Origin of the sequence: Myceligenerans indicum (genome assembly GCF_016742955.1) — a bacterium.
Taxonomy (GTDB): Bacteria; Actinomycetota; Actinomycetes; order Actinomycetales; family Cellulomonadaceae; genus Myceligenerans; species Myceligenerans indicum.
In genome coordinates this window covers 49599-75828 of record NZ_JABBYC010000003.1, presented here as the reverse complement: position 1 = coordinate 75828, position 26230 = coordinate 49599, and the positions used below count along the sequence as shown (strand labels likewise).

Genomic DNA, 26230 nt, shown 5'->3' with positions numbered 1-26230 from the left:
CGCCCGGTGCGGCCGAGCCCACGTCAGTACACGAGAACTCGTGTTCCGCGCGGCGCGCCCCAGGTGTCCCAGATCCAGTTCATCGCCGCGTTCGACACGCGCACGCAGCCGTGCGACGCCGGGAACGGCGGCACCGAGCCCGACCCGTGGACCGCGATACCTCCGTTGAAGTACTTGGGCCGCCACATGTTGCCCAGTTCGAGCGTGGAGGAGTGCATCCCGTCGATCTCGTTGTAGACGTGGAAGTCGCCACGCGGTGTCGACGCCGTGTAGGTCCTGCCCCTGGCCTCGAACCGCTCACCGTTGCCGGAGGCCGCGTTGATGGTCCTGACGACTCGTCCGTCCTCGACCGCGAGCAGCAGCTGCCGGGTGATGTCGATCTCGATCACCTTGCCCGACGAGCTTCGCGGCCGTGGAACGGTGCCGTCGTCGAGGGCGCGCTGGGTCTTCGGCCCGACGATCCCGTCGCGGTACAGACCGCCCGCCTTCTGCAGCGCCCAGAGTGCCTGTTGCGTCTCGCCGCCGTAGGCGCCGTCGACCGCCGTGATGTAGTAGCCCAGGTCCTGAAGCCGTTGCTGGATCGCCTCGACCCGGTCGCTGTTCTCGCCGAACTCGACGTGCTCGGGCAGGTCGGACTCCTGGTCCTGCTCCGCCTCCTGGTCCTGCTCCGCGTTCGTGCCCTCGTCCGCCGCCGCGTCGTCGCCGGCGTCGTCGGTGGCGTCGTCGGCGTCCTCACCCGAGTCCTCGGCCTCGTCGGTCCCGTGGCCGCTGTCGCTCGGTGCACCGTCCGGCTCGGCGGAACCCTCCTGGCTCGGCTCCCCGGCCTCCGCGCTCGCATCCGCGTCGGCCGGTCCGGGGAGGGCCGAACCGGCCGTTCCGCTCGGCGACGGGGCGGCGGTCGCCGGGCTCTCGCCCGAGGAAGGCCCGGCGCCCGCTTCCGTGGCTCCCTGGGCGGAGCATCCGGCCAGTGCCGTACCGCTCAGGAGCAGGGTCGTGAGCAGCGCCGTCGCGCGCCGGGCAGAAGCCCCGCCGTGTGTCCTGGACATGTCGTTCCCCTCGTGAGGTCGTCCGATCGGGACAGCCGTCGCCATGGTGGTCGCCCGGGCGACCTCTCGAGAAGTGCCTGGGCACTTCCCTCGCGAGTGTCCGTCATGGAGAGCTGACGCGCCAGCACCAACATCCGTTGCCTCCGGAGATCGTCACACAACTGTGACCGACTCATCCATGTTTCCGCCAAACATCCCCTGACCTGCGTCGGAGCCGGGGTCCGGTCCCTCCAGCCAGGCGTCGACTCCTCCGAGCAGGTGTTCCTTGGTGGACGACGACGCCCGGCTCGCCCGGATCGACGACCGTGCCAGCCCGGCGAGCTCGGCGTCCGAGAAGCCGTGAACGGTCCGGGCGGTCTCGTACTGCGCCAGCAGCCGTGACCCGAACAGGAGCGGGTCGTCGGCGCCGAGCGCGACCCGGGCTCCCGCGTCGGTCAGCCGGCGCAGCGGGACGTCCGCCGCGTCGTGATAGACGCCGAGGCTCACGTTCGAGGCAGGGCACACCTCCAGGGCGATGTCCCGGTCCACGATCTCCCCCAGCAGACGTTCGTTCTCGGCCGCCCGGACGCCGTGCCCCAGGCGATCCGGCGCCAGGTCGCGCAGGACGACGTCGATGTGCTCCGGACCGAGCAGCTCGCCGCCGTGCGGCACGGCGGCGAGGCCGGCGCGGCGGGCGATCTCGAAGGCACGGGCGAACCCACTGGTGTTCCCGCGGCGCTCGTCGTTGGACAGCCCGAAGCCGATCACGTCGCCGACGCCGTCGCCCGCGTAGCGTGCGGCCAGCCGCGCCAGCGTGCGGGCATCGAGCGGATGCTTCATGCGCGAGGCCGCGACGATCACCGCGACCTCGATGCCGTGGTCCGCGCTCGCGCGGCGGGCGGCATCGATGACGATCTCCACCGCGGGAGTGATCCCGCCGGTGAACGGAGCGTACGACGTCGGATCCACCTGGATCTCCAACCGCCCCGATCCCTCGGCCGCGTCGTCGGCCGCGGCCTCGTCGACGATGCGCCGCATGTCGTCCTCGGAGCGGACGCACTTGCGGGCGGCGTCGTACAGGCGCTGGAAGCGGAACCAGCCGCGCTCGGTCGGCGGAAGGTGCAACGGGTCGCCGTCGGTCAGCGCCCCGGGCAGCTTCACGCGGTACTTCTCCGCCAGATCGACGAGCGTCCCGACTCGCATGGATCCCGTGAAATGGAGGTGTAGGTGGGCCTTCGGAAGGAGCGCCAGGTCTCGCATCTGCGTAGTCTGGCAAAGCGGGCCGGGCGTGGCATGCGCCGTCCGTGATTGTTTCCACGACTCTTACATCCGAAACAAGTGGCCTGGCGGAGCACGCCGGAGCTCCCGGGAGAAATGACCAGCACACCGAAGGCGCCCGGACAGGGCGTGCCCGACGACCACGAGCCCGACGGCACCTGGCCGGAGACCAGCGACCCGGAGCGCGAGCAGGAGGCGGCCGCGCCCGACAGCGAGGGCGACGCCGTCGTCGATGGCGATGCCGGGCCGGATACCGATGCCGGGCCGGACGTCGATGCCGACGCCGGGTCCGATGGGGGTGCGCAGGCGGAGGCCGGGACCGACGCCGGGGGTGAGGGCGAGGACGATCGCGCCGCCGAGACCGAGGCCGAGACCCAGGCCGACGACGTCGAGCCCGAGCCTGCGGACGAGCCCGAGCCCGAGCCTGCGGACGAGCCCGAATCCGCGGCCGGGGCGGACGCCGTGAGCGGTGCCGGCGGAGATCCAGGCACCGCCGCCGGGGGCGGGGCTGGGAACGATGACGGTCACGCAGGGCCGGGGTCCGAGGGAGAGGCCCGTACCCAGCCCGACCTCGGCGGTCCGCAGGCCGAGCCGGAACGGCACGGCGGGCACGTCGTGCTCGGCGGGCGCTACGAACTCGGTGACGTCCTGGGTACCGGTGCGACCTTCACGGTCTACGAGGCCCGCTCGATCGGCGAGACCGACGCACCGGACTCCTGGCCTCTGGTGGTCAAGGTCCTGCACCCGCACCTGGTCGACGACGAGTTCTCGCGCAGCGCGCTGCGGCGGGAGGTCGCCGCGTCGGAACGGATCGACCACCCGGGCGTGGTCAAGGTGCTGGCCACGGGAGAGGACGACGTGGCGGGCGCCGTCGTCCCGTGGACCGTCATGCGGCGGTTCCCCGGGGCTCTGCTCTCGGATGCGGCTGCGGGCGGAGGCCTGCCCTGGCAGTTCGCCCTGGAGGCGGTGGCCGATCTGCTCGACGGCCTCGCCGCGGTGCACGACGCGGGGTTCGTCCATCGCGACATCGCTCCGCGCAACGTCATGATGGATCGCCGTGAGGACGGGACCTACGGTGTCGGGCTGCTCGATCTGGGACTCACGGCGGCCGCCGGAGGGCCCGGGGACGGTGAGACGGTCTCCGGCTCCATCATCGGGATGTCCCCGGAGCAGGCCAAGGGGCAGCCGCTCGACGCGCGCAGCGATCTGTACGCGGTCGGCGCCCTGACGTACTACGCGATCACGGGGCATGCCCCGTTCGAGCGAGCGGCGGCACAGGACGTGCTCCGCGCACACGTCGAGGCGCCCGTGCCGGCGGTCTCCGCGCGCAAGCCCGCCGTGCCGGGGCCGGTCGACCGGATCGTCGCACGCGCCATGGCGAAGAACTCCCTGCGCCGCTATCCGGACGCCGCCGCGATGGCGGCCGCGCTTCGGGCTCTGCTCGCAGAACTCGGCGGTTCGGGAGGAGCCGCGGTCGCAGCCGTGCCGTCCGGTGACCCGACCCTCGATCTGGCGCAGATCGGCAGCGACCCGACCGAGAAGCTGGACCAGGTCGGCGGCGGCACCCTCAAGGTGGGCCAGCTGTCCGACGAGGTCGCCGGCGAGTCGCGCACCACCGTCGTCGGCGCCTATGTCCCGAGGGGTGGCGTGGCATCGACCGAGGTGCTCCCTCCGGCCGCGCGCGGCGCGGCAGCCGGGGGACGGCCGCCGCTCGGCCCGCCGCCCCTGGCGGACCCGGCGGAGGAACAGCCGGTCCGCCGAGGGCGGGTGGTCGCCCTGGTGGTGGCGCTCGTCCTGGTCCTCGGTGGAGGCGGGCTCGCGCTGGCAGGTGTGCTGACCAACGGCTGGGCACGGGACCCGGCCGCGGCGATCACCCGTGACGCGTCGAAACGTCCGAAGCCGGAGCCCTCCGCCACCCCGTCCGAATCGGCGACCGAACCGGCCGTGCCGTACGTGCCCGAGCCCGACCCCGAGCCGTCGGAACCGTCCCCGTCGGCGACGCCTTCCGCGTCCCCGTCGGCGACGCCGTCGGATGCCACCGAGGAACCGACCGACGCGCCGACCGACGAACCGTCGGACGCGCCGACCGGTGATCCGTCGGGTGAGCCGACCGGTGATCCGTCGGGCGATCCGACCGGTGGGGTGATCGACCCCCCGGGCACCGATCCGCCACCTCCGTCGGAGGGCGATACGGGCGATGGTGGGGCTGCTGACGGGGGGACAGGCGCCGCCGCGGACGCAGGGTCCGCCTGACGGATCGGGTGGTGCCCGTACGGTTCGTGGTTCTCCCTGGCCGCCGGGTGGCCCGTCCTCGGATCGGGTTCGACCCACTGGCTCCCGTGCCGTACAGTTATGCACCGGTGATTAGCTCGTCGCCTGCTGGAGCGTGCCCCTGTGGGGAGTTCGTAGCGGCGGTGAAGGGCTCAGCCGAAGGGTAGTGGCGCAATTGGTAGCGCAGCGGTCTCCAAAACCGCAGGTTGCAGGTTCGAGTCCTGTCTACCCTGCCAGCGTTGGCCTCACCGGGGTCGCGCAGAGCGGAGCCACGTGAGTGGCGCCGGGCCGGACCGTCCCGCCCCGTGGCGGGGCAGATGCCACAGGAGTGGGGTTAGCAGTGAGCGACACCGAGGTGATGAAGAGCGCTGCGGAGCGTCCGAGTGAGGGCCGCCGCAACATCTTCGCGCGGATCGCGCACTTCGTGCGCCAGGTGATCGGCGAACTCAAGAAGGTCGTCACGCCCACGCGTTCCGAGCTGCTGAACTACACCTGGGTCGTCCTGGTGTTCCTGGTCGTGGTCATGCTGTTCGTGACGGCGCTCGACTTCGGCATCGGCAAGCTCACCTTCCTGGTCTTCGGACAGTGATACGAGTTCGCTGAACCTCAGGGTTCGGCGGGCCCGTCCTGCTGCCGTGTCGCATGGCACACGTCGCCGGGCATGATTCGTCGCACCCCGACGCGCACACTGCGCGACAATGGGAGCCGGGTGTGATGTCGTGTTCCGAAGGCCGCACCCGAGCCACCGGGTTCGCAACGTTGTGCCGGGACTTCCCGGCCAGGAGAAGAAAGCAGGTTCGTACGTGTCCCAGGATTCTCTGGACCAGACGGAGAACGTCGAGCTGCCCGACGCCGAGAGCGCCGAGGTGGAAGCCGACGTGACCGTGGACACCGAGAACGCCGACGCGCCTGCCGACGCTGCCGACGACGCGACGGACTCCGCCGAGGAGGACACCCCGGCCGAGGACGTCGACGCGGTCGTCGACGAGGTCGCGGAGTTCAAGCGCATGCTGCGCTCGCAGCCGGGTGACTGGTACGTCATCCACTCCTACGCCGGCTACGAGAACCGTGTGAAGGCCAACCTGGAGAACCGCATCCAGAGCCTGAACATGGAGGACTACATCTTCCAGATCGAGGTCCCCATGGAAGAGGTGGCCGAGATCAAGAACGCGCAGAAGAAGATCGTGCGCCGGGTCCGCATTCCGGGGTACGTGCTCGTGCGCATGGATCTCACCGACGAGTCGTGGGGCGCCGTACGCCACACGCCGGGCGTGACGGGCTTCGTGGGGCACACCCACCAGCCGGTGCCGCTGACGTTCGACGAGATCTACTCCATGCTGGCGCCGACGGTCGAGGCCGAGCCCGCTGCCTCCGGGAAGCCCGCTTCCGGGGCTGCTGCCTCCGGCGCGCCGTCGAAGGCTGCCGTCCACGTGGACTTCGAGGTCGGCGAGTCGGTGACCGTCACGGACGGTCCGTTCGACACGCTGCCCGCCACCATCTCCGAGATCAACGTGGAGTCGCAGAAGCTCCACGTGCTCGTGTCGATCTTCGGCCGGGAGACCCCGGTCGAGCTGGGGTTCGACCAGGTCGCCAAGATCTGAGTCCACCCCGTTCCGTGCAACCGGGTCATCGCCCACGGCGTCGGCCCATCAGTAGAAAGCGCAGAGAATGCCTCCCAAGAAGAAGATCTCCGGCTTCATCAAGCTCCAGATCCAGGCCGGTGCCGCGAACCCCGCTCCGCCGATCGGACCCGCGCTGGGTCAGCACGGCGTGAACATCATGGAGTTCTGCAAGGCCTACAACGCGGCGACCGAGTCGCAGCGCGGCAACGTGGTCCCGGTGGAGATCACGGTCTACGAGGACCGCTCCTTCACCTTCATCACGAAGACGCCGCCGGCCGCGGAGCTCATCAAGAAGGCGGCGGGTGTCCAGAAGGGCTCGGGCACCCCGCACACGACCAAGGTCGCGAACCTGACGATGGACCAGGTCAAGGAGATCGCGCAGACGAAGATGCCGGACCTCAACGCGAACGACATCGACGCTGCCGCCAAGATCATCGCGGGCACCGCCCGCTCCATGGGCATCACCGTCAGCGAGTGACGGAGGTGTCCGCCGGGTCACGCCTCGCGTGACCCGGCGGACGACTCATCCGAACCGGATGACCGGCGACCGGCGCCGGACATCACTGTGGCAGGGCCGTGAGGTCCGCTACGACCACGAAGGAAGGCAAGAAGATGGCCAAGCAGGGAAAGAACTACCGCAGCGCGTTCGCGAAGGTGGACCGCGACACCCTCTACGCACCGCTCGAGGCGGTCCGTCTCGCCAAGGAGACGGCTACCACCAAGTACGACTCGACCGTCGAGGTCGTGTTCCGTCTCGGTGTCGACCCGCGCCAGGCGGACCAGATGGTCCGCGGCACGGTGAACCTGCCGAACGGCACGGGTAAGACCGCCAAGGTCATCGTGTTCGCCAACGCCGCGAAGGCCGACGAGGCCCGCGCCGCCGGCGCCGACGAGGTCGGCGGCGACGAGCTGATCGAGAAGGTCGCCGGCGGTTACACGGACTTCGACGCCGCGGTCGCCACCCCGGACCTGATGGGCAAGGTCGGTCGCCTCGGTAAGGTGCTGGGCCCCCGCGGCCTGATGCCGAACCCGAAGACCGGCACGGTGACGATGGACGTGACCAAGGCCGTCTCCGAGATCAAGGGCGGCAAGATCGAGTTCCGCGTCGACAAGCACGCGAACCTGCACTTCATCATCGGCAAGGCGTCCTTCTCGGACGAGCAGCTGGTGGAGAACTACGGTGCGGCGCTCGACGAGGTGCTGCGTCTCAAGCCGTCCTCCTCGAAGGGCCGCTACATCACGAAGGCGACGATGACGACGACGATGGGCCCGGGCATCCCCCTCGACCAGTCGCGTACCACGAACCTTCTGGCGGAGGGCTCGGCAGCCTGAGCCGGTAACCCGCCGACCCCTCGGCCCGCATCCTCCGCACGGAGGATGCGGGCCGACGTCGTTCCTGGTGGAAAGTGATGTATCAAAGGCCGCCGGATGTCCTCCGTATGGGTGAGAGCAGGAGGTCACGCGTGCGCCCCGGCAGGGGGCGGCCCGGGCCTCGACAGGATCATTACGTCGCAGAGGGGTGGGTGCCAGGTGCACATGCGGGTGAGAAGGGTGAAGGCACGTCGTGCGTGTCAGAGTGCCCCCGTATATTTGCAGGGTCCGCAACCGATACATCCGCGTCGGCGGATGACGATACCTTGCATCGAGGCGATGACACGACGCTGCGACACACCATCCGTACGAGAGGCCGGAAACGCTCCTGACTCCACCCTCGGGGAGCGGGCTGCACACGCACTGCTGGAGTACCGAGAAGGCCGTACCGAAAGCCTGGACGCCGTCGTCCGGGAGGTGACGCCGCTGCTGTGGGTGACGGCGCGCGCACAGGGCGTGGACCGGAGCGAGGCCGCGGACATCGTCCAGAACACCTGGGTCCAGCTCGTCAGGTACGCGGACCGCATCGAGGAGCCGCGCGCAGTCCTGAAGTGGCTGCTCACGACAGCTCGGCGCGCGGCCTGGGACGCGGTCCGACGCAACCGCGCGGAGGCCGCTCGGCGGGCCGACCTGCCGGACGACGACGGCCGTCCCGCGGCCCTGCCCGATGCCGCACCGCAGCCGGAGGCGCAGGTGCTGGACAAGGAACGCGACCGGATCCTGTGGACCGCCTTCAGGGAGCTGTCCGATCGATGCCGCGAGCTGCTTCGTCTCGTCTCGCTCGCCGACCGCCCCGACTACCGGATGATCTCCGCGGCCGTGGGCATGCCCGTCGGGAGCATCGGGGCGACGCGTGGCCGGTGCCTGGCCAAGCTGCGCACCGAGCTGGACCGGATGGGAGGTGGCGCGTGAACCTGAACGGACAGGATCTCCCAGAGATCCGGGACGACGAGCTCGCGTACCTTCCCGCCGAGCCGATGGACGACGCCGATCGTGCCGTCCTCGCCCGCCTCGCCGCGGTCGGTGGACGGGTCGATCCGATGCCCGCGGACCTGGTCGAGCGATCCTTGTTCGCGGCGACGCTCGCGGGGCTCGAGGCCGACGTGATGGAAGCGGTGCACCTGACCGAGCCGTCCGCCGGCAGCCGCTCGTCCACGGTCCCGGCGGACGGCGTGCCCACCGAGGCGCGGACGATCTCCTTCACGCACGGAGACCTCATGTTGATGATCCAGCTCTCGGCGGGGCGCGCCGGCCGGGTCCGGGTGGACGGCTGGATCGCCGTGGCGACGCCCGCGTGCCTGATCGAGCTGCACCGCCCGGGCGCGGATCCGGAGACGACGGAGGCCGACGAGGACGGACGGTTCTCCTTCCCGTCGGTCGCCCCTGGTGCGGCGAGCCTTGTCGTGCGTCGCGGCAAGGCCGACGGCGGAGCGGTGAGCACGCCCGTGATCGAACTGTAGCGAGGCGCCGGCGCACATTTTCGTGGCCTTGGGGGAGGCCGTGCACCACAGTGGTCTCTGGGGGGAGGCCGCACCGGCGAGGTGACAGCATCTGATGAACGAGAGGTGACCTCTGTGAGCACGTTCCCCGAGACCCCGCAGGTCCGCGATCACTCCGACGGCGGGTGGCGCCCGGTCCGGGAGCTCGACCCGGACTCCGCGCCCTGCCGCCGGGAGATCTCCCTGGCGCCCACGCGCTACGTGGCGGACCGGCTGATCCTCCGCACCACCCCCGGGGATGATCCGGACCCGCTGCTCGACCTGCTGCGCGAGCGCGCCTCGGAGCGGAACCTCGAGCTCGCTGAGGAGCAGTTGGAGCGTGCCGGGTCACGCAGCCGGCCGCCGGAGCCCGGGCTGGCTGTCCATCTCGCCGGGGACCATGGCGACGTGTGGGATCTGCTGGACGAGGTGGCGGCGGGCATCGACAGCTCCGAGCGTCGGCGGATCGGGCTGGACCACGTGCTGGTGGCGCATCGGGATCAGACCGGGCACACGGTACCTGGTGACCGGGAGCCTGCTCACCGCATCGGTCCCGCACCGCGGCGAAGGTTCGGCGACGGCCTTGAGCCCTGGCTGGCCGACGTGGGGACAGCACGTCCCGTTGTGGCTGTCGTGGACACGGGTATCGGAACGCACCCGTGGTTCGACGACAACAGCGTCGTGATCCGGGATGCCCAGGTCGACGGGATCCCGATCGGCACCTACTCCGAGGACGAGCCGGACACGTCCCCTGATGGCCTCACCCCGTTCGCTGGACACGGGACGTTCATCGCGGGAGTCGTGCACCAGGTGTGCCCCGACGCCGCGATTCTTCCCGTTCGGGTGATGTCGACCGATGGGATGGTTCGGGAGTGGGATCTGACCCGGACGCTGGAGCGTCTCCTCGAGTACCACCTCCGTGGCATCGCGGGCCTCGACGGATACGCGCCGGTGGACGTCGTCGTGCTGGCCATGGGTTTCCGGCCCGAGGCCGTCGAGGACGACGACTATCAGGGGGTCCTGCGCGGAATCCTGCGCGACCTGCGACGGCAGGGCGTACTGGTCGTCGTTTCTGCGGGCAACGACGGGGACGAGCGAGAGGTCTTCCCGGCAGCATGGGCTCCGTACGTTCGTCGGGTCGGCGATCGGGCCGAGCCGCTGAACCCTGTCGACCTGAGCCCCGAGTATCCGCCGCTGCTGTCCGTCGCGGCGTCGAACCCCAACGGTACCCTCGCGGACTTCAGCAACGACGGTCCCTGGGTGACGTGCGTGCGGCACGGTAGGGACGTTGTGAGCACCATGCCGGTCACGGCGGACGGCCCTCTCGAGCCGGTGGTTCTCCAGGGGTACCGGGTTCGCGAGACGAGCGACCCGGACGACTTCACCGGTGGTTTCGCGTCCTGGAGCGGCACTTCGTTCGCCGCGCCGGTACTCGCCGGCGAGCTTGCGCAGGAGATCCTTGAGCGGCGGCACGCGGATCAGACGGTTGGGCGTGTGGCCGCCGCGTGGGCCGTCGTGTCGGCGGTGACAGGACTGCCAGGGCCTGTTGTCGCCCCATAGTTCCAGGATGGACGTAGTGGACAACGACCAGTGGAAAACACTCACAGAACAGCTGGACATCGCACGTGGTTTCAACAGGCGCAAGCGGTGGGAGGAAGCGGAGGAGGTGTACGGGAGTCTTCTCGGAAGGCTCGCGGGCGTCGACGAAGAGGGCCTCGGCGACGGGGAGAGGCGCCAGTGGAGCGACCTCGCGGTGCGAGCGCGAATCGGCCTGGCGTGGTCCCTGCATATGATCACCAACTCGCTCGTCGAGCCGATGCGCCTTTGTGACGCAGCGCACGAGATTGCGGAACGTGCTCCTGGAGCATCCCTACGGAGTGTCGTGCTGGGCCAGAAGGCGATTCTTCACCGGTTGTCCGGGAATCCGAGGCGTGCGCTCGAGCTCTTGAGCGAGGCGTTGGCTGTTCACGATGTCAGCAACCACCGCGACGTTGCGGTCACCTACCTGAGCCGCGGCAACGTGTACAGCGAGTTCGGCATGTTCGATGCGGCGCGGCGTGACTACGAGGAGTCATATGCGCACGCCAAGGTAGTCGGCGAGCCCTTGTCGATCTCCTCCGCGCTGCAGAACATCGGCTATGCGCAGTACGCGTTGGGCGACCTGCCCTCCGCACTCGCGTCGATGGAGGAAGCCCAGGACATACGACAAGGCGACGACGGTATCCCGATGCTCGGGCGTGCCGAGGTGTTGTTCGAGAGCGGCTTGCTCGAAGATGCCGAACGTCTCCTGCGCACGGCTACCGGATACCTGGAACGTGCGCGACTGCGTGCGGATCACGCCGAGGCAGAGTGGTATCGCGCTCGCTGTCTACTGGGACTGCGCCAGTACGACGACGCGCGCGCGGTCGCAGGTCATGCCCGACGATTGTTCACCGAGGTGGGAAACCGTCCGATGGCCGTGCTCACGCATGTCCTGGAGCTCGAGGCTGAACTAGCCGATGCTCGGTCGAAGCCCCCAGGTGGGCCGACCGTCCGGCGTCGAGCGGAAACGGCCCTCGAAGCCGCGGCCGAGGGCGACGTCACCGGGTCCTTCCTGGGGCATCATCCCGGTCACGCAGCGAGGCTCGTGGCGGCGCGTTGGTTTGTTCTCGCAGGCGATCTCGGGCGCGCGCGTGAGACTTTCGACGTCGTCGGACGTGACCGCCCAGGGATGCCCCTGACCTCCCGGGTACAGCGGTTCGTCGTCGCAGCGCAGCTCGCTTTCGCCGAGGGGAACCGCAGCCGGGGCCTGCGGGCCGTACGGCAGGGATTCCGGCTCCTGGCGGAGCACCGCCTCCGGCTCGGTGCAGTCGAGTCCGTGACGGCGGCCGCGGCGCACGGCGTCGACCTGCAGCTGGTCGACGTCGGGGCCGCGCTCGAGACCGGACGCGCGCACGCGTTGTTCGACGCGGTGGAGCGTGGCCGATCGACCTTCGCCGGTGCCGGCCGTGTCACACCGCCTGACGACCCTCAGGCGGCCGAACTCCTCACCGAGGCCCGTGGGCTGCTCGCGGCGGCCCGGGAGATTCCCGCCGACGCGGAGCACGCAGCCGAGCGGGACGCGCTCAGCCGCCGCGCGCGCCGCATCCAGGAACAGGTGCGTGAGCGTTCCTGGTTGCACTCGGGGGACGCCGAGGTGCAGCGGCCTGTCACCGTCCGCGAGACGGTCCGCGCGCTCAGCGGTGACGCCGCCGCGGTCAACTACGTCATCTTCGGCGGGCGACTGCGAGCCGTGCGGGCGAGTGCTCGAGGAGCGAACGTCCTTGACCTCGGCGAACCCGGCGACGTCGCCGAACTGGTCCGGCGTGTGAGGGCAGACATCGCAGTCGCCGCCAACAATCACATCCCCCCACTTCTGCGTGAGGCTGCACGTGCCTCGCTCGATCGTTCGCTCAAGAAGCTGGACGCCATCGTCCTCGCCCCGCTGGGGGTCGACGGGGACCTGCACGTCGTGGCTCGCGAACCTCTGCTGGGCATTCCATGGACGGCGCTGCCTTCCAGGCAGGGGCGGCGTACGTCCGTCAACTCGCACATGGCTCGTGGCCGACGAGACGCGCGTCCGGGCACGGACCACCGCCTGCTGGCCGCCGCCGGACCCCACGTCGCGCACGGTGTGGGTGAGGTCAGCGTTGTCGGCACGGAGTGGCCGGGAGCGACGGTACTCACCGGCGCGTCAGCGACCACCGCCGCGGTCCGCGAGGCACTCGCCACGCACGATGTCATCCACCTCGCCGCCCATGGCAGACACGATGCGGACAACCCGCTCTTCGCCTCGATCGACCTCGCCGACGGACCCTTGTTCGCCCACGAGCTGGACGGCATGCGGCTGCCCGGCTCCGTCGTGGTGCTCGCCGCCTGCGAGGTTGGTGGCTCCTCCGAGGTGGTCGGGGGAGAGGTGCTGGGCCTCACCTCGGTCCTGCTCCGGCTCGGCGCCCGGGCTGTCATCGCTGCTGTGGCGCCCCTGCCCGACGCTCTCGCCGCTCAGGTCATGCCGAGGTTCCATGCTCGCCTCCGGGCCACCGACGACCCGGAGGCGTCGCTCGCGGCGGCGTGCGCCGAGACACCTGAGCCCGTCCCGCTGGTCTGTTTCTCGTCGCTGGAAGGGCTCTGAGAGTGGTGCTTGGCCACGTAGTTCGTGGTCCCCGTTCCGGTGCGGTTACCGGTCGGGATCGGGGTGCCGTCGATCAGCACCGTCCCGCGTTCGAGCGCCTCGGCCAGGTGTCGCCGGTCCAGAGCGGTGACCTGCCCGATCAGCGGCATCAGGTAGCGCCAGATCCGTGAGACGGCGGCCTGCGCGATCCCGAACAGGTCACCGGCCAGCTGCTGGGGCAGGTTGTGCCGTGCGATCAGCAGCACCTGTAGCCAAGCAGCGTTCAGGGCGCTTGTCCAGACCCGTCGGGCCTGGGCTGTGGCGAGGCGCACGTGCCCACCGGCGACCGCCACCGCGCCTCTCGTGTACTCTTGTCCGGTAACCACAGACCGCCGGTCGTCCGACGCTGCCCGGGAACGGGGAGAACAGGACCGAAGTCCCGCTGAACGCGGAGGCCTGCGCAGGTGAACGACGACGATCCGTCCGGCCTTCGCGGCCGTTCGTGCTCCGAGCCCCGTGCGCCTGCGCCGGGGCTCCTTCTCTTTCCGCGGGGAATCGCCCGGGGCTCACGCCCGAGGGAACGGTGGTACCACCACCGGAAGGATTGCCATGGCGAGGCCGGACAAGGCAGCCGCCGTCGCGGAGATCGCGGACAAGTTCCGCGGGTCCAACGCGGCCGTGCTGACCGAGTACCGCGGGCTCACCGTTGCGCAGCTCAAGGAACTGCGCCGGTCGCTCAGCGGCAACGCAACCTACGCCGTGGTGAAGAACACGCTGACGGGGATCGCGGCCAAGGAGGCCGGTGTCGAGGGTCTCGACGCCGACCTGAAGGGCCCGTCCGCCATCGCATTCGTGACCGGGGACCCGGTCGAGGCTGCGAAGGGTCTGCGTGACTTCGCCAAGGCGAACCCCGCGCTGGTCATCAAGGGCGGTGTCCTCGACGGGAACGCCCTGACCTCCGCGGAGATCACGAAGCTCGCGGACCTCGAGTCCCGCGAGGTTCTGCTGGCCAAGGTGGCCGGCGGCCTGAAGGCGACGCTGACGCGTGCGGCGTACGCCTTCAACGCCAAGCCCACCCAGGTTGCCCGCATCATCGATGCCCTGCGTCAGAAGCAGGAATCGGAGGGTGCCGCCGCGTGACACAGTAACTGACCTTGGCGCAGCCAAACGGCTGAACTGGGGAAACGCTACTGACACGAGGCTGCACCTGGCACACACCCCTGCTTCTGGCGGGCGAACGCCCGTGAAGCGCTGATTGAAAGGAACGCCAATCATGGCGAAGCTCAGCACCGACGAGCTCCTGTCCGCCTTCGAGGAGCTCACGCTCATCGAGCTCTCCGAGTTCGTGAAGGCCTTCGAGGAGAAGTTCGACGTCACCGCCGCCGCCCCGGCCGCCGTGGCCGTGGCCGCCCCGGTGGGCGGCGACGGCGGCGCCGCCGCCGAGGAGGAGAAGACGGAGTTCGACGTCATCCTCACGGCCGCCGGCGACAAGAAGATCGGCGTCATCAAGGAGGTGCGCGCCCTCACGTCCCTCGGCCTGAAGGAGGCCAAGGACCTGGTGGACGGCGCTCCGAAGCCGGTCCTCGAGGGTGCCAGCAAGGAAGACGCGGAGAAGGCCAAGGCTGCCCTCGAGGGCGCCGGCGCCACCGTCGAGCTCAAGTGAGCCACGAGGTCGTCTGACCTCTGCCCGACTCGGGCGGACGACCGGCCGGCGCCGCGCGCCGGCCGGTCGTCATCCGACACGAGGCCCGCACTCCCGGGATGCCGGGGTGCGGGCCTCGTGCCGTCTCGTCGGATCGGTGCCGATGTGCACCAATTTCCGGATCCACCACGATTCGGCGTGCAGGACAGACAGCAAGTAGACATACTTGAAGTGAACAGGTATGCTAGCGCTTTGCGCCCGCGTGTGCCCTCGACGCCGCCATACTACTTCCCGAATGACCTGGTCAACCCCCTGAACGGGGTCTCCATGGACCCTCGGTGAAGCCGGCCGAGCTTCCTGCCGCACCCGAGCGTACAGCGTTCACCCCGTACTGCAGGGAAGGACCCCTCTTGGCTGCCTCGCGCACCCCTTCAGCACCGTCCGCCGACGCCATCGCGAACCGTACCGCTTCCCGCCGCGTCTCCTTCGCCAAGATCCACGAGCCGCTCGAAGTTCCTGACCTGCTCGGTCTGCAGACCGAGAGCTTCGACTGGCTGCTGGGCAACGCCGAATGGCAGGCCCGGGTCGATGCGGCCAAGGCTGCCGGCCGGAACGACGTCCCGGAAGCCTCCGGTCTGGAAGAGATCTTCGAGGAGATCTCGCCGATCGAGGATTTCGGTCAGTCGATGTCCCTGTCGTTCTCCAACCACCGTTTCGAGCCGCCGAAGTACACGGCCGACGAGTGCAAGGAGAAGGACTTCACGTTTGCCGCCCCGCTGTTCGTGACCGCGGAGTTCGTGAACTACACGACCGGTGAGATCAAGAGCCAGACCGTGTTCATGGGCGACTTCCCGCTCATGACCGCGCGCGGCACGTTCATCATCAACGGCACCGAGCGCGTCGTCGTCTCGCAGCTCGTGCGTAGCCCGGGTGTCTACTTCGAGCGCACCCCGGACAAGACCAGCGACAAGGACATCTTCTCGGCGAAGGTGATTCCGTCGCGCGGTGCGTGGCTGGAGTTCGAGATCGACAAGCGCGACGCCGTGGGCGTGCGCGTCGACCGCAAGCGCAAGCAGCCGGTGACGGTTCTCCTGAAGGCGCTCGGCCTCACCGAGGCCCAGATCCGCGAGGAGTTCGCCGACTTCCCGTCCGTCCTGGACACCCTGGAGAAGGACCACGTCCACACCGAGGACGAGGCCCTCGTGGACCTGTACCGCAAGATCCGCCCGGGTGAGCCGCCGACGGTCGAGGCCGGCCGTACGCTGCTGGAGAACTTCTACTTCAACCCGAAGCGGTACGACCTGGCGAAGGTCGGTCGTTACAAGCTCGGCAAGAAGGTCGGCACGGACGCCCCCCTCGCGGACTCGACCCTCTCGGTGAGCGACATCGTCGCGACGATCAAGTACCTCGCCGCGCTGCACGCCGACGTGGACACCATCGACGGCGCGCGCAACGGTGAGCCGTTCGACGTGCGCGTCGAGACCGACGACATCGACCACTTCGGCAACCGCCGTATCCGGGCCGTGGGCGAGCTCATCCAGAACCAGGTGCGCACGGGCCTGTCGCGCATGGAGCGCGTGGTGCGCGAGCGGATGACCACGCAGGACGTCGAGGCGATCACGCCGCAGACGCTGATCAACATCCGCCCGGTCGTGGCCTCGATCCGTGAGTTCTTCGGCACCTCTCAGCTGTCGCAGTTCATGGACCAGAACAACCCGCTGGCCGGCCTGACGCACAAGCGCCGCCTGTCCGCGCTCGGCCCGGGCGGTCTTTCCCGCGACCGCGCCGGCATGGAGGTCCGTGACGTCCACCCGTCGCACTACGGCCGCATGTGCCCGATCGAGACGCCGGAAGGCCCGAACATCGGTCTCATCGGCTCGCTCGCGTCCTTCGGCCGGATCAACCCGTTCGGGTTCATCGAGACCCCGTACCGCAAGGTGATCGGTGGCCGTGTGACGGACGAGGTCGTCTACCTGACCTCGGACGACGAGGACCGCCACGTCATCGCCCAGGCGAACACGCCGCTGAGCGACGACGGCGCCTTCGAGATGGACCGTGTCCTGGTCCGGACCAAGGGCGGCGAGACGAACGACGTCCCGGCCATCGAGGTCGACTACATGGACGTCTCGCCGCGCCAGATGGTGTCCGTGGCGACCGCGCTCATCCCGTTCCTCGAGCACGACGACGCGAACCGCGCGCTCATGGGCGCGAACATGCAGCGCCAGGCGGTGCCGCTGGTCCGCTCGGAGATGCCGGTGGTCGGTACGGGCATGGAGCGTCGCGCGGCCATCGACGCCGGCGACGTCATCGTGGCGAACAAGCCCGGTGTCGTCACCGAGGTGTCCGCCGACCTGATCCTGGTCGCGAACGACGACGGCACCACGGGTTCCTACCGCGTGCACAAGTTCATCCGCTCGAACCAGGGCACCAGCTACAACCAGCGTGTGCTCGTGGACGAGGGCCAGCGCGTCGAGGTCGGCTCGGTGCTCGCGGACGGTCCGGCCACCGACGAGGGCGAGCTCGCTCTCGGCCGGAACCTGCTCGTGGCGTTCATGTCCTGGGAGGGGCACAACTACGAGGACGCGATCATCCTGAGCCAGCGTCTCGTGGAGGACGACGTCCTGTCCTCGATCCACATCGAGGAGCACGAGGTCGACGCGCGCGACACGAAGCTCGGCCCCGAGGAGATCACGCGGGACATCCCGAACGTCTCCGAGGAGGTCCTGGGTGATCTCGACGAGCGCGGCATCGTGCGGATCGGTGCCGAGGTCGGCGCCGGCGACATCCTGGTCGGCAAGGTCACCCCGAAGGGCGAGACCGAGCTGACCCCGGAGGAGCGCCTGCTGCGGGCGATCTTCGGCGAGAAGGCCCGCGAGGTGCGCGACACCTCCCTGAAGGTGCCCCACGGCGAGTCCGGCACGGTCATCGCCGTGCGGGAGTTCAACCGGGAGGACGGCGACGAGCTGCCCGCCGGCGTGAACCAGCTGGTGCGCGTCTACATCGCGAACCGTCGCAAGATCACCGTGGGTGACAAGCTCGCCGGGCGTCACGGCAACAAGGGCGTCATCTCGAAGATCCTGCCGGTCGAGGACATGCCGTTCCTCGAGGACGGTACGCCGGTGGACGTCATCCTGAACCCGCTGGGCGTGCCCGGTCGTATGAACGTGGGCCAGGTCCTGGAGACACACCTCGGGTGGGTCGCCAAGCAGGGCTGGGACGTCGAGACGGCCGAGGACCCGAAGGCTTCCTGGCTGGAGAACGTGCCTCAGATCGCTCGCTCCAGCGACCCGGGCACCCCGGTCTCGACGCCGGTGTTCGACGGTCTGCAGGAGGACGCGCTGCGCGGCCTCATCTCGACCACGCGACCGAACCGCGACGGCCAGCGCATGGTCGGCCTGGACGGTAAGGCGCGTCTGTTCGACGGCCGCTCCGGCGAGCCGTTCCCGGAGCCGATCTCCACGGGCTACATGTACATCCTGAAGCTCCACCACCTGGTGGACGACAAGATCCACGCCCGTTCGACCGGTCCCTACTCGATGATCACGCAGCAGCCGCTGGGTGGTAAGGCGCAGTTCGGTGGTCAGCGTTTCGGCGAGATGGAGGTGTGGGCCCTGGAGGCGTACGGCGCCGCCTACACGCTGCAGGAACTGCTCACCATCAAGTCCGACGACGTCCCCGGGCGCGTCAAGGTCTACGAGGCCATCGTCAAGGGCGAGAACATCCCCGACTCGGGTATCCCGGAGTCCTTCAAGGTGCTCCTGAAGGAGATGCAGTCGCTCTGTCTGAACGTGGAGGTGCTGTCCAGCGACGGCTCCGCCATCGAGATGAAGGAGTCCGACGACGAGGTGTACCGCGCCGCGGAGGAGCTCGGGATCGACCTGTCCCGCCGCCCCAACTCGGCGTCCACCGTCGACGAGATCTGAACACCGGGTGCGCCCGGTGAACACCAGGATTTTTCGAGAACTCTTCAGGAAGTAGGACACCTTGCTCGACGTCAACATCTTCGACGAGCTGCGCATCGGCCTCGCCACGGCCGACAACATCCGCGCCTGGTCGCACGGCGAGGTCAAGAAGCCCGAGACCATCAACTACCGCACCCTGAAGCCGGAGAAGGACGGACTCTTCTGCGAGAAGATCTTCGGTCCCACCCGGGACTGGGAGTGCTACTGCGGCAAGTACAAGCGCGTGCGCTTCAAGGGCATCATCTGTGAGCGCTGCGGCGTGGAGGTCACGCGCTCCAAGGTGCGCCGTGAGCGCATGGCGCACATCGAGCTGGCCGCTCCGGTCACGCACATCTGGTTCTTCAAGGGCGTCCCCTCGCGTCTCGGCTACCTGCTGGACCTGGCGCCGAAGGACCTGGAGAAGGTCATCTACTTCGCCGCCTACATGATCACGTCGGTCGACGACGAGGCGCGCCAGGAGGACCTGCCCAACCTGCAGAACGAGATCGACCTCGAGAAGAAGGAGATCACCGACCGCAGGGACAACGAGATCAATGCCCGGGCCACCAAGCTCGAGCAGGATCTCGCCGAGCTGGAGGCCGAGGGCGCCAAGGCCGACGCGCGCCGCAAGGTCCGCGACTCCGCCGAGCGTGAGATGGCCCAGCTGCGCAAGCGGGCGGACCAGGAGCTGGACCGCCTGGAGCAGGTCTGGGACCGCTTCAAGAACCTCAAGGTCGCCGACCTCGAGGGCGACGAGCTGCTCTACCGCGCCCTCCAGGACCGCTACGGCACGTACTTCGAGGGTGCCATGGGCGCGTCCGCGATCCAGAAGCGCCTGGAGACCTTCGACCTGGAGGCCGAGTCCGAGGCGCTGAAGGAGACCATCCGCACCGGCAAGGGCCAGCGCAAGACGCGTGCGCTCAAGCGTCTGAAGGTCGTCAACGCGTTCCTCACCACGACGAACTCGCCCACGGCCATGGTGCTCGACGCCGTCCCGGTGATCCCGCCGGACCTGCGCCCGATGGTGCAGCTCGACGGTGGCCGCTTCGCGACGTCGGACCTGAACGACCTCTACCGCCGCGTGATCAACCGGAACAACCGCCTCAAGCGGCTCCTGGACCTGGGCGCGCCGGAGATCATCGTCAACAACGAGAAGCGGATGCTCCAGGAGGCCGTGGACTCGCTGTTCGACAACGGCCGTCGTGGCCGGCCCGTCACGGGTCCGGGCAACCGTCCGCTGAAGTCGATCTCCGACATGCTCAAGGGTAAGCAGGGCCGGTTCCGCCAGAACCTGCTCGGCAAGCGCGTCGACTACTCGGGCCGTTCGGTCATCGTGGTCGGCCCGCAGCTCAAGCTGCACCAGTGTGGTCTGCCCAAGCAGATGGCCCTCGAACTGTTCAAGCCGTTCGTGATGAAGCGCCTGGTCGAGCTGAACCACGCGCAGAACATCAAGTCGGCCAAGCGCATGGTCGAGCGCACCCGCCCCGTCGTGTGGGACGTGCTCGAAGAGGTCATCACCGAGCACCCGGTGCTGCTGAACCGTGCGCCGACGCTGCACCGTCTGGGTATCCAGGCGTTCGAGCCGCAGCTCGTCGAGGGCAAGGCCATCCACCTGCACCCGCTCGTGTGTGCCGCGTTCAACGCGGACTTCGACGGCGACCAGATGGCGGTGCACCTGCCGCTGAGCGCCGAGGCGCAGGCCGAGGCCCGCATCCTCATGCTGTCCAGCAACAACATCCTCAAGCCGTCGGACGGCCGTCCGGTGACCATGCCCTCCCAGGACATGATCATCGGTCTGCACCACCTGACGAGCGACCGTCCGGGCGCCGTCGGCGAGGGCCGGGCGTTCGCGTCGGTGGCCGAGGCCCTCATGGCCTTCGACCACCACGAGCTGGACATCAACGCCGTCATCAAGCTGCGTATCGACGACCTGGTGCCGCCGAAGGGCTTCGAGACCCCGGAGGGCTGGGAAGAGGGTCAGCCGATCCTCTTCGAGACGACGCTCGGGCGCTACCTGTTCAACGAGACGCTGCCGGTCGACTACCCGTACGAGAACGGCGTGGCCGACAAGAAGCGCCTCTCGGCGATCGTCAACGACCTGGCGGAGCGCTACCCGAAGGTCGAGGTCGCCGCGGCGCTGGACGCGCTGAAGGACGCCGGCTACTACTGGGCCACGCGCTCGGGCGTCACGATCGCGATCAGCGACGTGGCCGCGCCCGAGGAGAAGGTCGCCATCCTCGACGAGCACGAGGCTCGCGCCCTGAAGGTGCAGCAGCAGTTCGAACGCGGTCTGATCACCGATGACGAGCGCCGTCAGGAGCTCATCGAGCTGTGGACCCAGGCGACCGACAAGGTTGCGCAGGTCATGCGGGAGAACCTCGAGTCGGACTCGCGCAACACCGTGCTGCGCATGGTCGGGTCCGGTGCGCGTGGTAACTGGATGCAGGTGCGTCAGATCGCGGGTATGCGTGGTCTCGTGGCGAACCCGAAGGGCGAGATCATCCCTCGCCCGATCAAGTCCAACTACCGTGAGGGTCTGTCGGTCCTCGAGTACTTCATCGCGACGCACGGTGCCCGCAAGGGTCTGGCCGACACGGCCCTCCGTACGGCGGACTCGGGCTACCTGACCCGTCGTCTGGTGGACGTCTCGCAGGACGTCATCATCCGCGAGGAGGACTGCGGCACCCAGCGCGGCCTGACCCACCCGGTCGCCGAGAAGCTCGACGACGGTTCGCTGATTCCGCACCCGCTGGTGGAGACGAGCGTCTACGGCCGCACGTTCGCGACCGATGTGCTCGACTCCGACGGGAACGTCGTGGCGGGTGCCGGCGAGGACTGCGGCGACGTGGCCATCGCGGCCGTCGTCGCGGCGGGCGTCGCGGACGTCAAGGTCCGCTCGGTGCTGACCTGCGAGTCGCGTGTCGGTGCCTGCGCCAAGTGCTACGGCCGCTCCCTGGCCACGGGCAAGCTCGTGGACATCGGCGAGGCCGTCGGCATCATCGCCGCGCAGTCCATCGGTGAGCCCGGCACCCAGCTGACGATGCGTACGTTCCACACCGGTGGTGTGGCTGCCGCGGAGGACATCACCCAGGGTCTGCCGCGTGTCACCGAGCTCTTCGAGGCACGTACCCCCAAGGGTGAGGCGCCCATCGCGGAGTTCACCGGTACGGTCGAGATCGAGGACACGGAGCGGACGAGGCACATCGTCCTCAAGCCGGACGACGGCGCCGAGGAGATCAAGTACCCGGTCACCAAGCGCGCGACGCTGCTCGTGCACGACGGCGACCACGTGGCGGTCGGTACCCAGTTCGTCAAGGGTGCCGTCGACCCGAAGAAGGTGCTGCGCATCCTCGGTCCGCGTGCCACGCAGAGCCACCTGGTGGAGCAGGTCCAGGAGACCTACCGCTCGCAGGGTGTGGACATCCACGACAAGCACATCGAGGTCATCGTGCGGCAGATGCTGCGCCGCGTGACCGTGCTGGACTCTGGTGACTCCGAGCTTCTGCCGGGTGAGCTCGCCGAGCGCATGCGGTTCGAGGACGCGAACCGCAAGGCCGTGGCGGAGGGTGGCCAGCCGGCCGCCGGCCGCCCGGAACTGATGGGTATCACCAAGGCCTCGCTCGCCACCGACTCGTGGCTCTCGGCGGCCTCCTTCCAGGAGACCACCCGCGTGCTCACCGAGGCGTCGATGAGCGGCCGGCGCGACCCGCTGCTCGGCCTCAAGGAGAACGTCATCATCGGTAAGCTCATCCCCTCCGGCACGGGCCTGTCCCGTTACCGGAACGTGGAGGTCGAGCCGACCGAGCAGGCGAAGGCGGAACTGTACCCGAGCTTCGGGTACGACGACATCGACTTCCCGACCCTCGGTATGGGTTCGGGCGAGGCGATCCCGCTGGAGGACCTGGACTTCGGCGACTTCCGCTGACCCGTCATTGCACCGTTCGACGGCGGTCGGGGGGACGTTCCGTACGGAACGTACCCACGGCCGCCGTCGGCCGTCCGAGGTCATGGATCTCACAGTCAATTCGTTTTGACCGCCCGCGAGGCCGCGGGTAGCCTTGTTCAACGTGCCAGCGCCGTCTGGCCGCATCATTCTGCGGGTCGCCTTGCCGCGACCTCGCCGGAGCGGCAGACGTGAGTGCGCAGGCATCCCGGAGACGTCTCCCGCAGCACGCGTGCTGCCGGTGAGATCGACCGGGCCATCGAGCCGGTGGTAGGTGGCGTTGCGGACCCGTGAGGGCCGCGGGTGCCGCGTGCGATCGGCACGCACCAGCCACAGACCAACGAAGGGCGTCGGCGGCACCCGCCGGCACCACCAGCTCGAGAGACGACGGAGACGTAGTGCCTACGATCCAGCAGCTCGTCCGCAAGGGCCGGAGCTCCAAGGCCGGGAAGTCGAAGACCCCGGCGCTCAAGGGTTCCCCCCAGCGGCGCGGCGTGTGCACCCGCGTGTACACCACCACCCCCAAGAAGCCGAACTCCGCCCTCCGCAAGGTCGCGCGCGTGAAGCTCTCCACCGGCATCGAGGTCACCGCGTACATTCCCGGTGTCGGCCACAACCTGCAGGAGCACTCGATCGTGCTCGTCCGCGGTGGCCGTGTGAAGGACCTCCCGGGTGTTCGTTACAAGATCATCCGTGGTGCCCTCGACACGCAGGGCGTGAAGGGCCGCCAGCAGGCGCGCTCCCGCTACGGCGCCAAGAAGGAGAAGAGCTGATGCCCCGCAAGGGACCGGCCCCGAAGCGGCCGCTCATCGTCGACCCGGTGTACGGGTCCCCGGTTGTCACGCAGCTGATCAACAAGGTGCTGCTGGACGGCAAGAAGTCCACCGCCGAGGCGATCGTCTACGGCGCCCTCGAGGGCGTCCGTGACAAGACCGACCAGGACCCTGTCGTCGTGCTCAAGCGCGCGCTCGACAACGTCCGTCCTGCGCTCGAGGTCCGCTCCCGCCGCGTCGGTGGCGCCACCTACCAGGTGCCTGTCGAGGTGCGCCCCTCGCGCTCCACGACCCTCGCGCTGCGCTGGCTCACCGACTTCTCGCGGGCTCGCCGCGAGAAGACGATGACCGAGCGTCTGATGAACGAGATCCTCGACGCGTCGAACGGTCTCGGTGCGGCGGTCAAGCGTCGCGAGGACATGCACAAGATGGCTGAGTCCAACAGGGCGTTCGCGCACTACCGCTGGTAATTGTTGCTCCGAACGGCCCCGGTCACCACCGGGGCCTTCGGTGGATCCGCCTCGGCGGACCCGACCCACAGAGGGGTAAGAGACCGTGGCACTCGACGTGCTGACCGACCTGAAGAAGGTCCGCAACATCGGCATCATGGCCCACATCGATGCCGGCAAGACGACTACGACAGAGCGCATCCTGTTCTACACGGGTGTGAACTACAAGATCGGTGAGACGCACGACGGCGCCTCGACGATGGACTGGATGGCCCAGGAGCAGGAGCGCGGCATCACGATCACGTCCGCCGCGACGACGTGCTACTGGAACGACAACCAGATCAACATCATCGACACGCCCGGCCACGTCGACTTCACGGTCGAGGTGGAGCGCTCGCTTCGCGTGCTCGACGGCGCCGTCGCGGTGTTCGACGGCAAGGAGGGCGTGGAGCCGCAGTCCGAGACGGTGTGGCGCCAGGCCGACAAGTACGACGTGCCGCGCATCTGCTTCGTCAACAAGATGGACAAGCTCGGTGCGGACTTCTACTTCACCGTGAAGACGATCGTGGAGCGCCTCAAGGCGAAGCCGCTCGTGATCCAGCTGCCGATCGGCGCGGAGAACGACTTCGAGGGCGTCGTCGACCTCATCGAGATGAAGGCGCTCACCTGGCGCGGCGACACGAAGATGGGCGAGGAGTACGAGGTCGAGGACATCCCGGCCGATCTCCAGGAGCGGGCCGAGCAGTACCGCGAGGAGCTCGTCGAGGCCGTCGCCGAGGCGGACGACGAACTCATGGAGAAGTACCTCGGTGGCGAGGCGCTGACCAAGGACGAGATCAAGGCGGGCATCCGCAAGCTGGTCATCTCGTCCGAGGCGTTCCCGGTCCTGTGCGGTTCGGCGTACAAGAACAAGGGCGTCCAGCCCATGCTCGACGCCGTGATCGACTACCTGCCGTCCCCGCTCGACGTGCCCTCGATCCAGGGTCACGACGTCAAGGACGCGGAGAAGATCGTCGAGCGTCACGCCGACGCCACGGAGCCGTTCTCGGGTCTGGCGTTCAAGGTTGCGACCCACCCGTTCTTCGGGAAGCTCACGTACGTGCGCGTTTACTCCGGCAAGGTCTCCCAGGGTGCCCAGGTGTACAACACCACCAAGGGCAAGAAGGAGCGCATCGGGAAGATGTTCCAGATGCACTCCAACAAGGAGAACCCCGTCGAGGAGGCCCAGGCGGGCCACATCTACGCGTTCATCGGCCTCAAGGACGTCACCACCGGTGACACCCTGAGTGACCCGAGCAACCAGGTCATCCTGGAGTCGATGTCCTTCCCGGAGCCCGTCATCGACGTGGCGATCGAGCCGAAGACGAAGGCCGACCAGGAGAAGATGTCCACGGCGATCCAGAAGCTCCTCGACGAGGACCCGACGTATCGCATCTCGCTGGACGAGGAGACCGGCCAAACCGTCGTGGGCGGTATGGGCGAGCTCCACCTCGACATCCTCGTGGACCGTATGCGTCGCGAGTTCAAGGTCGAGGCCAATGTCGGCAAGCCTCAGGTGGCGTACCGCGAGACGATCCGTCGCAAGGCGGAGAAGATCGACTACACGCACAAGAAGCAGACGGGTGGCTCGGGCCAGTTCGCAAAGGTCCAGGTGACCTTCGAGCCGCTGGAGACCACGGAGGGCGAGCTCTACGAGTTCTCCAACGAGGTCACCGGTGGGCGGATCCCGCGCGAGTACATCCCGTCGGTGGACGCCGGTATCCAGTCGGCCATGGAACAGGGTGTCCTGGCCGGGTTCCCGGTGGTCGGCATCAAGGCGACGCTGCTCGACGGCGCGTACCACGACGTCGACTCCTCGGAGATGGCGTTCAAGATCGCCGGCTCGATGGTGTTCAAGGAGGGTGTGCGGCGGGCCGACCCGGTGCTGCTCGAGCCCGTCATGGCCGTCGAGGTCCGTACCCCCGAGGAGTACATGGGCGACGTCATCGGCGACCTGAACTCGCGTCGTGGGATGATCCAGTCCATGGAGGACGCCACCGGTGTCAAGGTCGTTCGTGCCAACGTACCGTTGAGCGAGATGTTCGGGTACATCGGCGACCTTCGGTCCAAGACCCAGGGGCGTGCCGTGTACTCGATGCAGTTCGACAGCTATGCCGAGGTTCCCAAGGCGGTTGCCGACGAGATCATCAAGAAGACCCGGGGCGAGTAAGTCCCCACAGGTCGAACCGTACTACCAACCTGTAGGAAGCCCGACGCCCCGCGGTTGTAGGCTCGTTGGCCGACACCCGCAACGTTCGGAACATCTACC

General features: G+C 68.6%; 18 protein-coding genes and 1 tRNA gene. 17 read left to right on the top strand and 2 right to left on the bottom strand.

The window, feature by feature from the left end; genetic code table 11:
- Nucleotides 1-23 precede the first annotated feature (23 nt).
- Both HGK34_RS03705 and HGK34_RS03700 read right to left on the bottom strand, forming a co-directional pair.
- Nucleotides 24-1046 carry a L,D-transpeptidase family protein gene (locus tag HGK34_RS03705; RefSeq protein WP_201845223.1) on the bottom strand — a complete coding sequence of 341 codons (1023 nt, stop codon included), beginning with the start codon at nt 1044-1046 and terminating at the stop codon, nt 24-26.
- Nucleotides 1047-1199: 153 nt separating this feature from the next.
- On the bottom strand, nt 1200-2285 hold the full coding sequence (locus HGK34_RS03700; RefSeq protein ID WP_201845222.1) for an adenosine deaminase: 1086 nt from the start codon (nt 2283-2285) through the stop codon (nt 1200-1202).
- 114 nt (nt 2286-2399) lie between these two features.
- Here HGK34_RS03700 and HGK34_RS03695 point away from each other — a divergent pair, with 114 nt between their 5' ends.
- The 17 genes from HGK34_RS03695 (at nt 2400) to fusA (ending at nt 26131) form a co-directional block, all read left to right on the top strand.
- The gene (locus tag HGK34_RS03695; RefSeq protein WP_201845221.1) at nt 2400-4556 is read left to right on the top strand and encodes a serine/threonine-protein kinase; all 2157 of its coding nucleotides are present in this window, start codon (nt 2400-2402) and stop codon (nt 4554-4556) included.
- A 178-nt stretch (nt 4557-4734) separates the two neighbouring features.
- A tRNA-Trp gene (locus HGK34_RS03690) sits at nt 4735-4810 on the top strand.
- Nucleotides 4811-4914: 104 nt separating this feature from the next.
- A complete protein-coding gene (gene secE, locus HGK34_RS03685) occupies nt 4915-5163 on the top strand; it encodes a preprotein translocase subunit SecE (RefSeq protein WP_307815715.1) in 249 nt (82 codons plus the stop codon).
- A gap of 214 nt (nt 5164-5377) precedes the next feature.
- Complete coding sequence (nusG, locus tag HGK34_RS03680; protein ID WP_201845220.1) at nt 5378-6175, top strand: transcription termination/antitermination protein NusG; 798 nt, start codon at nt 5378-5380, stop codon at nt 6173-6175.
- Between the two features lie 67 nt (nt 6176-6242).
- Nucleotides 6243-6674: a 50S ribosomal protein L11 gene (gene rplK, locus HGK34_RS03675; protein ID WP_201845219.1), complete on the top strand. Its 432-nt coding sequence runs from the start codon at nt 6243-6245 to the stop codon at nt 6672-6674.
- Nucleotides 6675-6808: 134 nt separating this feature from the next.
- Nucleotides 6809-7528, top strand: coding sequence for a 50S ribosomal protein L1 (gene rplA / locus HGK34_RS03670; RefSeq protein ID WP_201845311.1), 720 nt, complete (start codon nt 6809-6811; stop codon nt 7526-7528).
- Between the two features lie 294 nt (nt 7529-7822).
- Nucleotides 7823-8479, top strand: a complete 657-nt coding sequence (locus tag HGK34_RS03665; RefSeq protein ID WP_244666366.1) for an RNA polymerase sigma factor — start codon at nt 7823-7825, stop codon at nt 8477-8479.
- Nucleotides 8476-9027 (top strand): peptidase associated/transthyretin-like domain-containing protein, encoded by a 552-nt coding sequence (locus HGK34_RS03660; RefSeq protein WP_307815713.1) that lies wholly within the window; start codon nt 8476-8478, stop codon nt 9025-9027. The genes HGK34_RS03665 and HGK34_RS03660 overlap by 4 nt, the downstream gene beginning before the upstream one ends.
- 114 nt (nt 9028-9141) lie before the next feature.
- On the top strand, nt 9142-10605 hold the full coding sequence (locus HGK34_RS03655) for a S8 family peptidase (protein ID WP_201845218.1): 1464 nt from the start codon (nt 9142-9144) through the stop codon (nt 10603-10605).
- A gap of 385 nt (nt 10606-10990) precedes the next feature.
- Nucleotides 10991-13195: a CHAT domain-containing protein gene (locus tag HGK34_RS03650; RefSeq protein WP_244666365.1), complete on the top strand. Its 2205-nt coding sequence runs from the start codon at nt 10991-10993 to the stop codon at nt 13193-13195.
- Between the two features lie 588 nt (nt 13196-13783).
- Nucleotides 13784-14314: a 50S ribosomal protein L10 gene (rplJ, locus tag HGK34_RS03640; protein WP_201845216.1), complete on the top strand. Its 531-nt coding sequence runs from the start codon at nt 13784-13786 to the stop codon at nt 14312-14314.
- A 133-nt stretch (nt 14315-14447) separates the two neighbouring features.
- Nucleotides 14448-14837 carry a 50S ribosomal protein L7/L12 gene (gene rplL, locus HGK34_RS03635; protein WP_201845215.1) on the top strand — a complete coding sequence of 130 codons (390 nt, stop codon included), beginning with the start codon at nt 14448-14450 and terminating at the stop codon, nt 14835-14837.
- Nucleotides 14838-15226: 389 nt separating this feature from the next.
- Nucleotides 15227-18739: a DNA-directed RNA polymerase subunit beta gene (rpoB, locus tag HGK34_RS03630; protein WP_201845214.1), complete on the top strand. Its 3513-nt coding sequence runs from the start codon at nt 15227-15229 to the stop codon at nt 18737-18739.
- A 61-nt stretch (nt 18740-18800) separates the two neighbouring features.
- Nucleotides 18801-22682, top strand: a complete 3882-nt coding sequence (locus HGK34_RS03625) for a DNA-directed RNA polymerase subunit beta' (RefSeq protein WP_201845213.1) — start codon at nt 18801-18803, stop codon at nt 22680-22682.
- 416 nt (nt 22683-23098) lie between these two features.
- A complete protein-coding gene (gene rpsL, locus HGK34_RS03620) occupies nt 23099-23473 on the top strand; it encodes a 30S ribosomal protein S12 (RefSeq protein ID WP_123815741.1) in 375 nt (124 codons plus the stop codon).
- Nucleotides 23473-23943, top strand: a complete 471-nt coding sequence (gene rpsG, locus HGK34_RS03615) for a 30S ribosomal protein S7 (RefSeq protein ID WP_201845212.1) — start codon at nt 23473-23475, stop codon at nt 23941-23943. Before rpsL ends, rpsG begins: the two co-directional genes overlap by 1 nt.
- 85 nt (nt 23944-24028) lie before the next feature.
- Nucleotides 24029-26131, top strand: a complete 2103-nt coding sequence (gene fusA / locus HGK34_RS03610) for an elongation factor G (protein ID WP_201845211.1) — start codon at nt 24029-24031, stop codon at nt 26129-26131.
- Nucleotides 26132-26230: the final 99 nt, after the last annotated feature.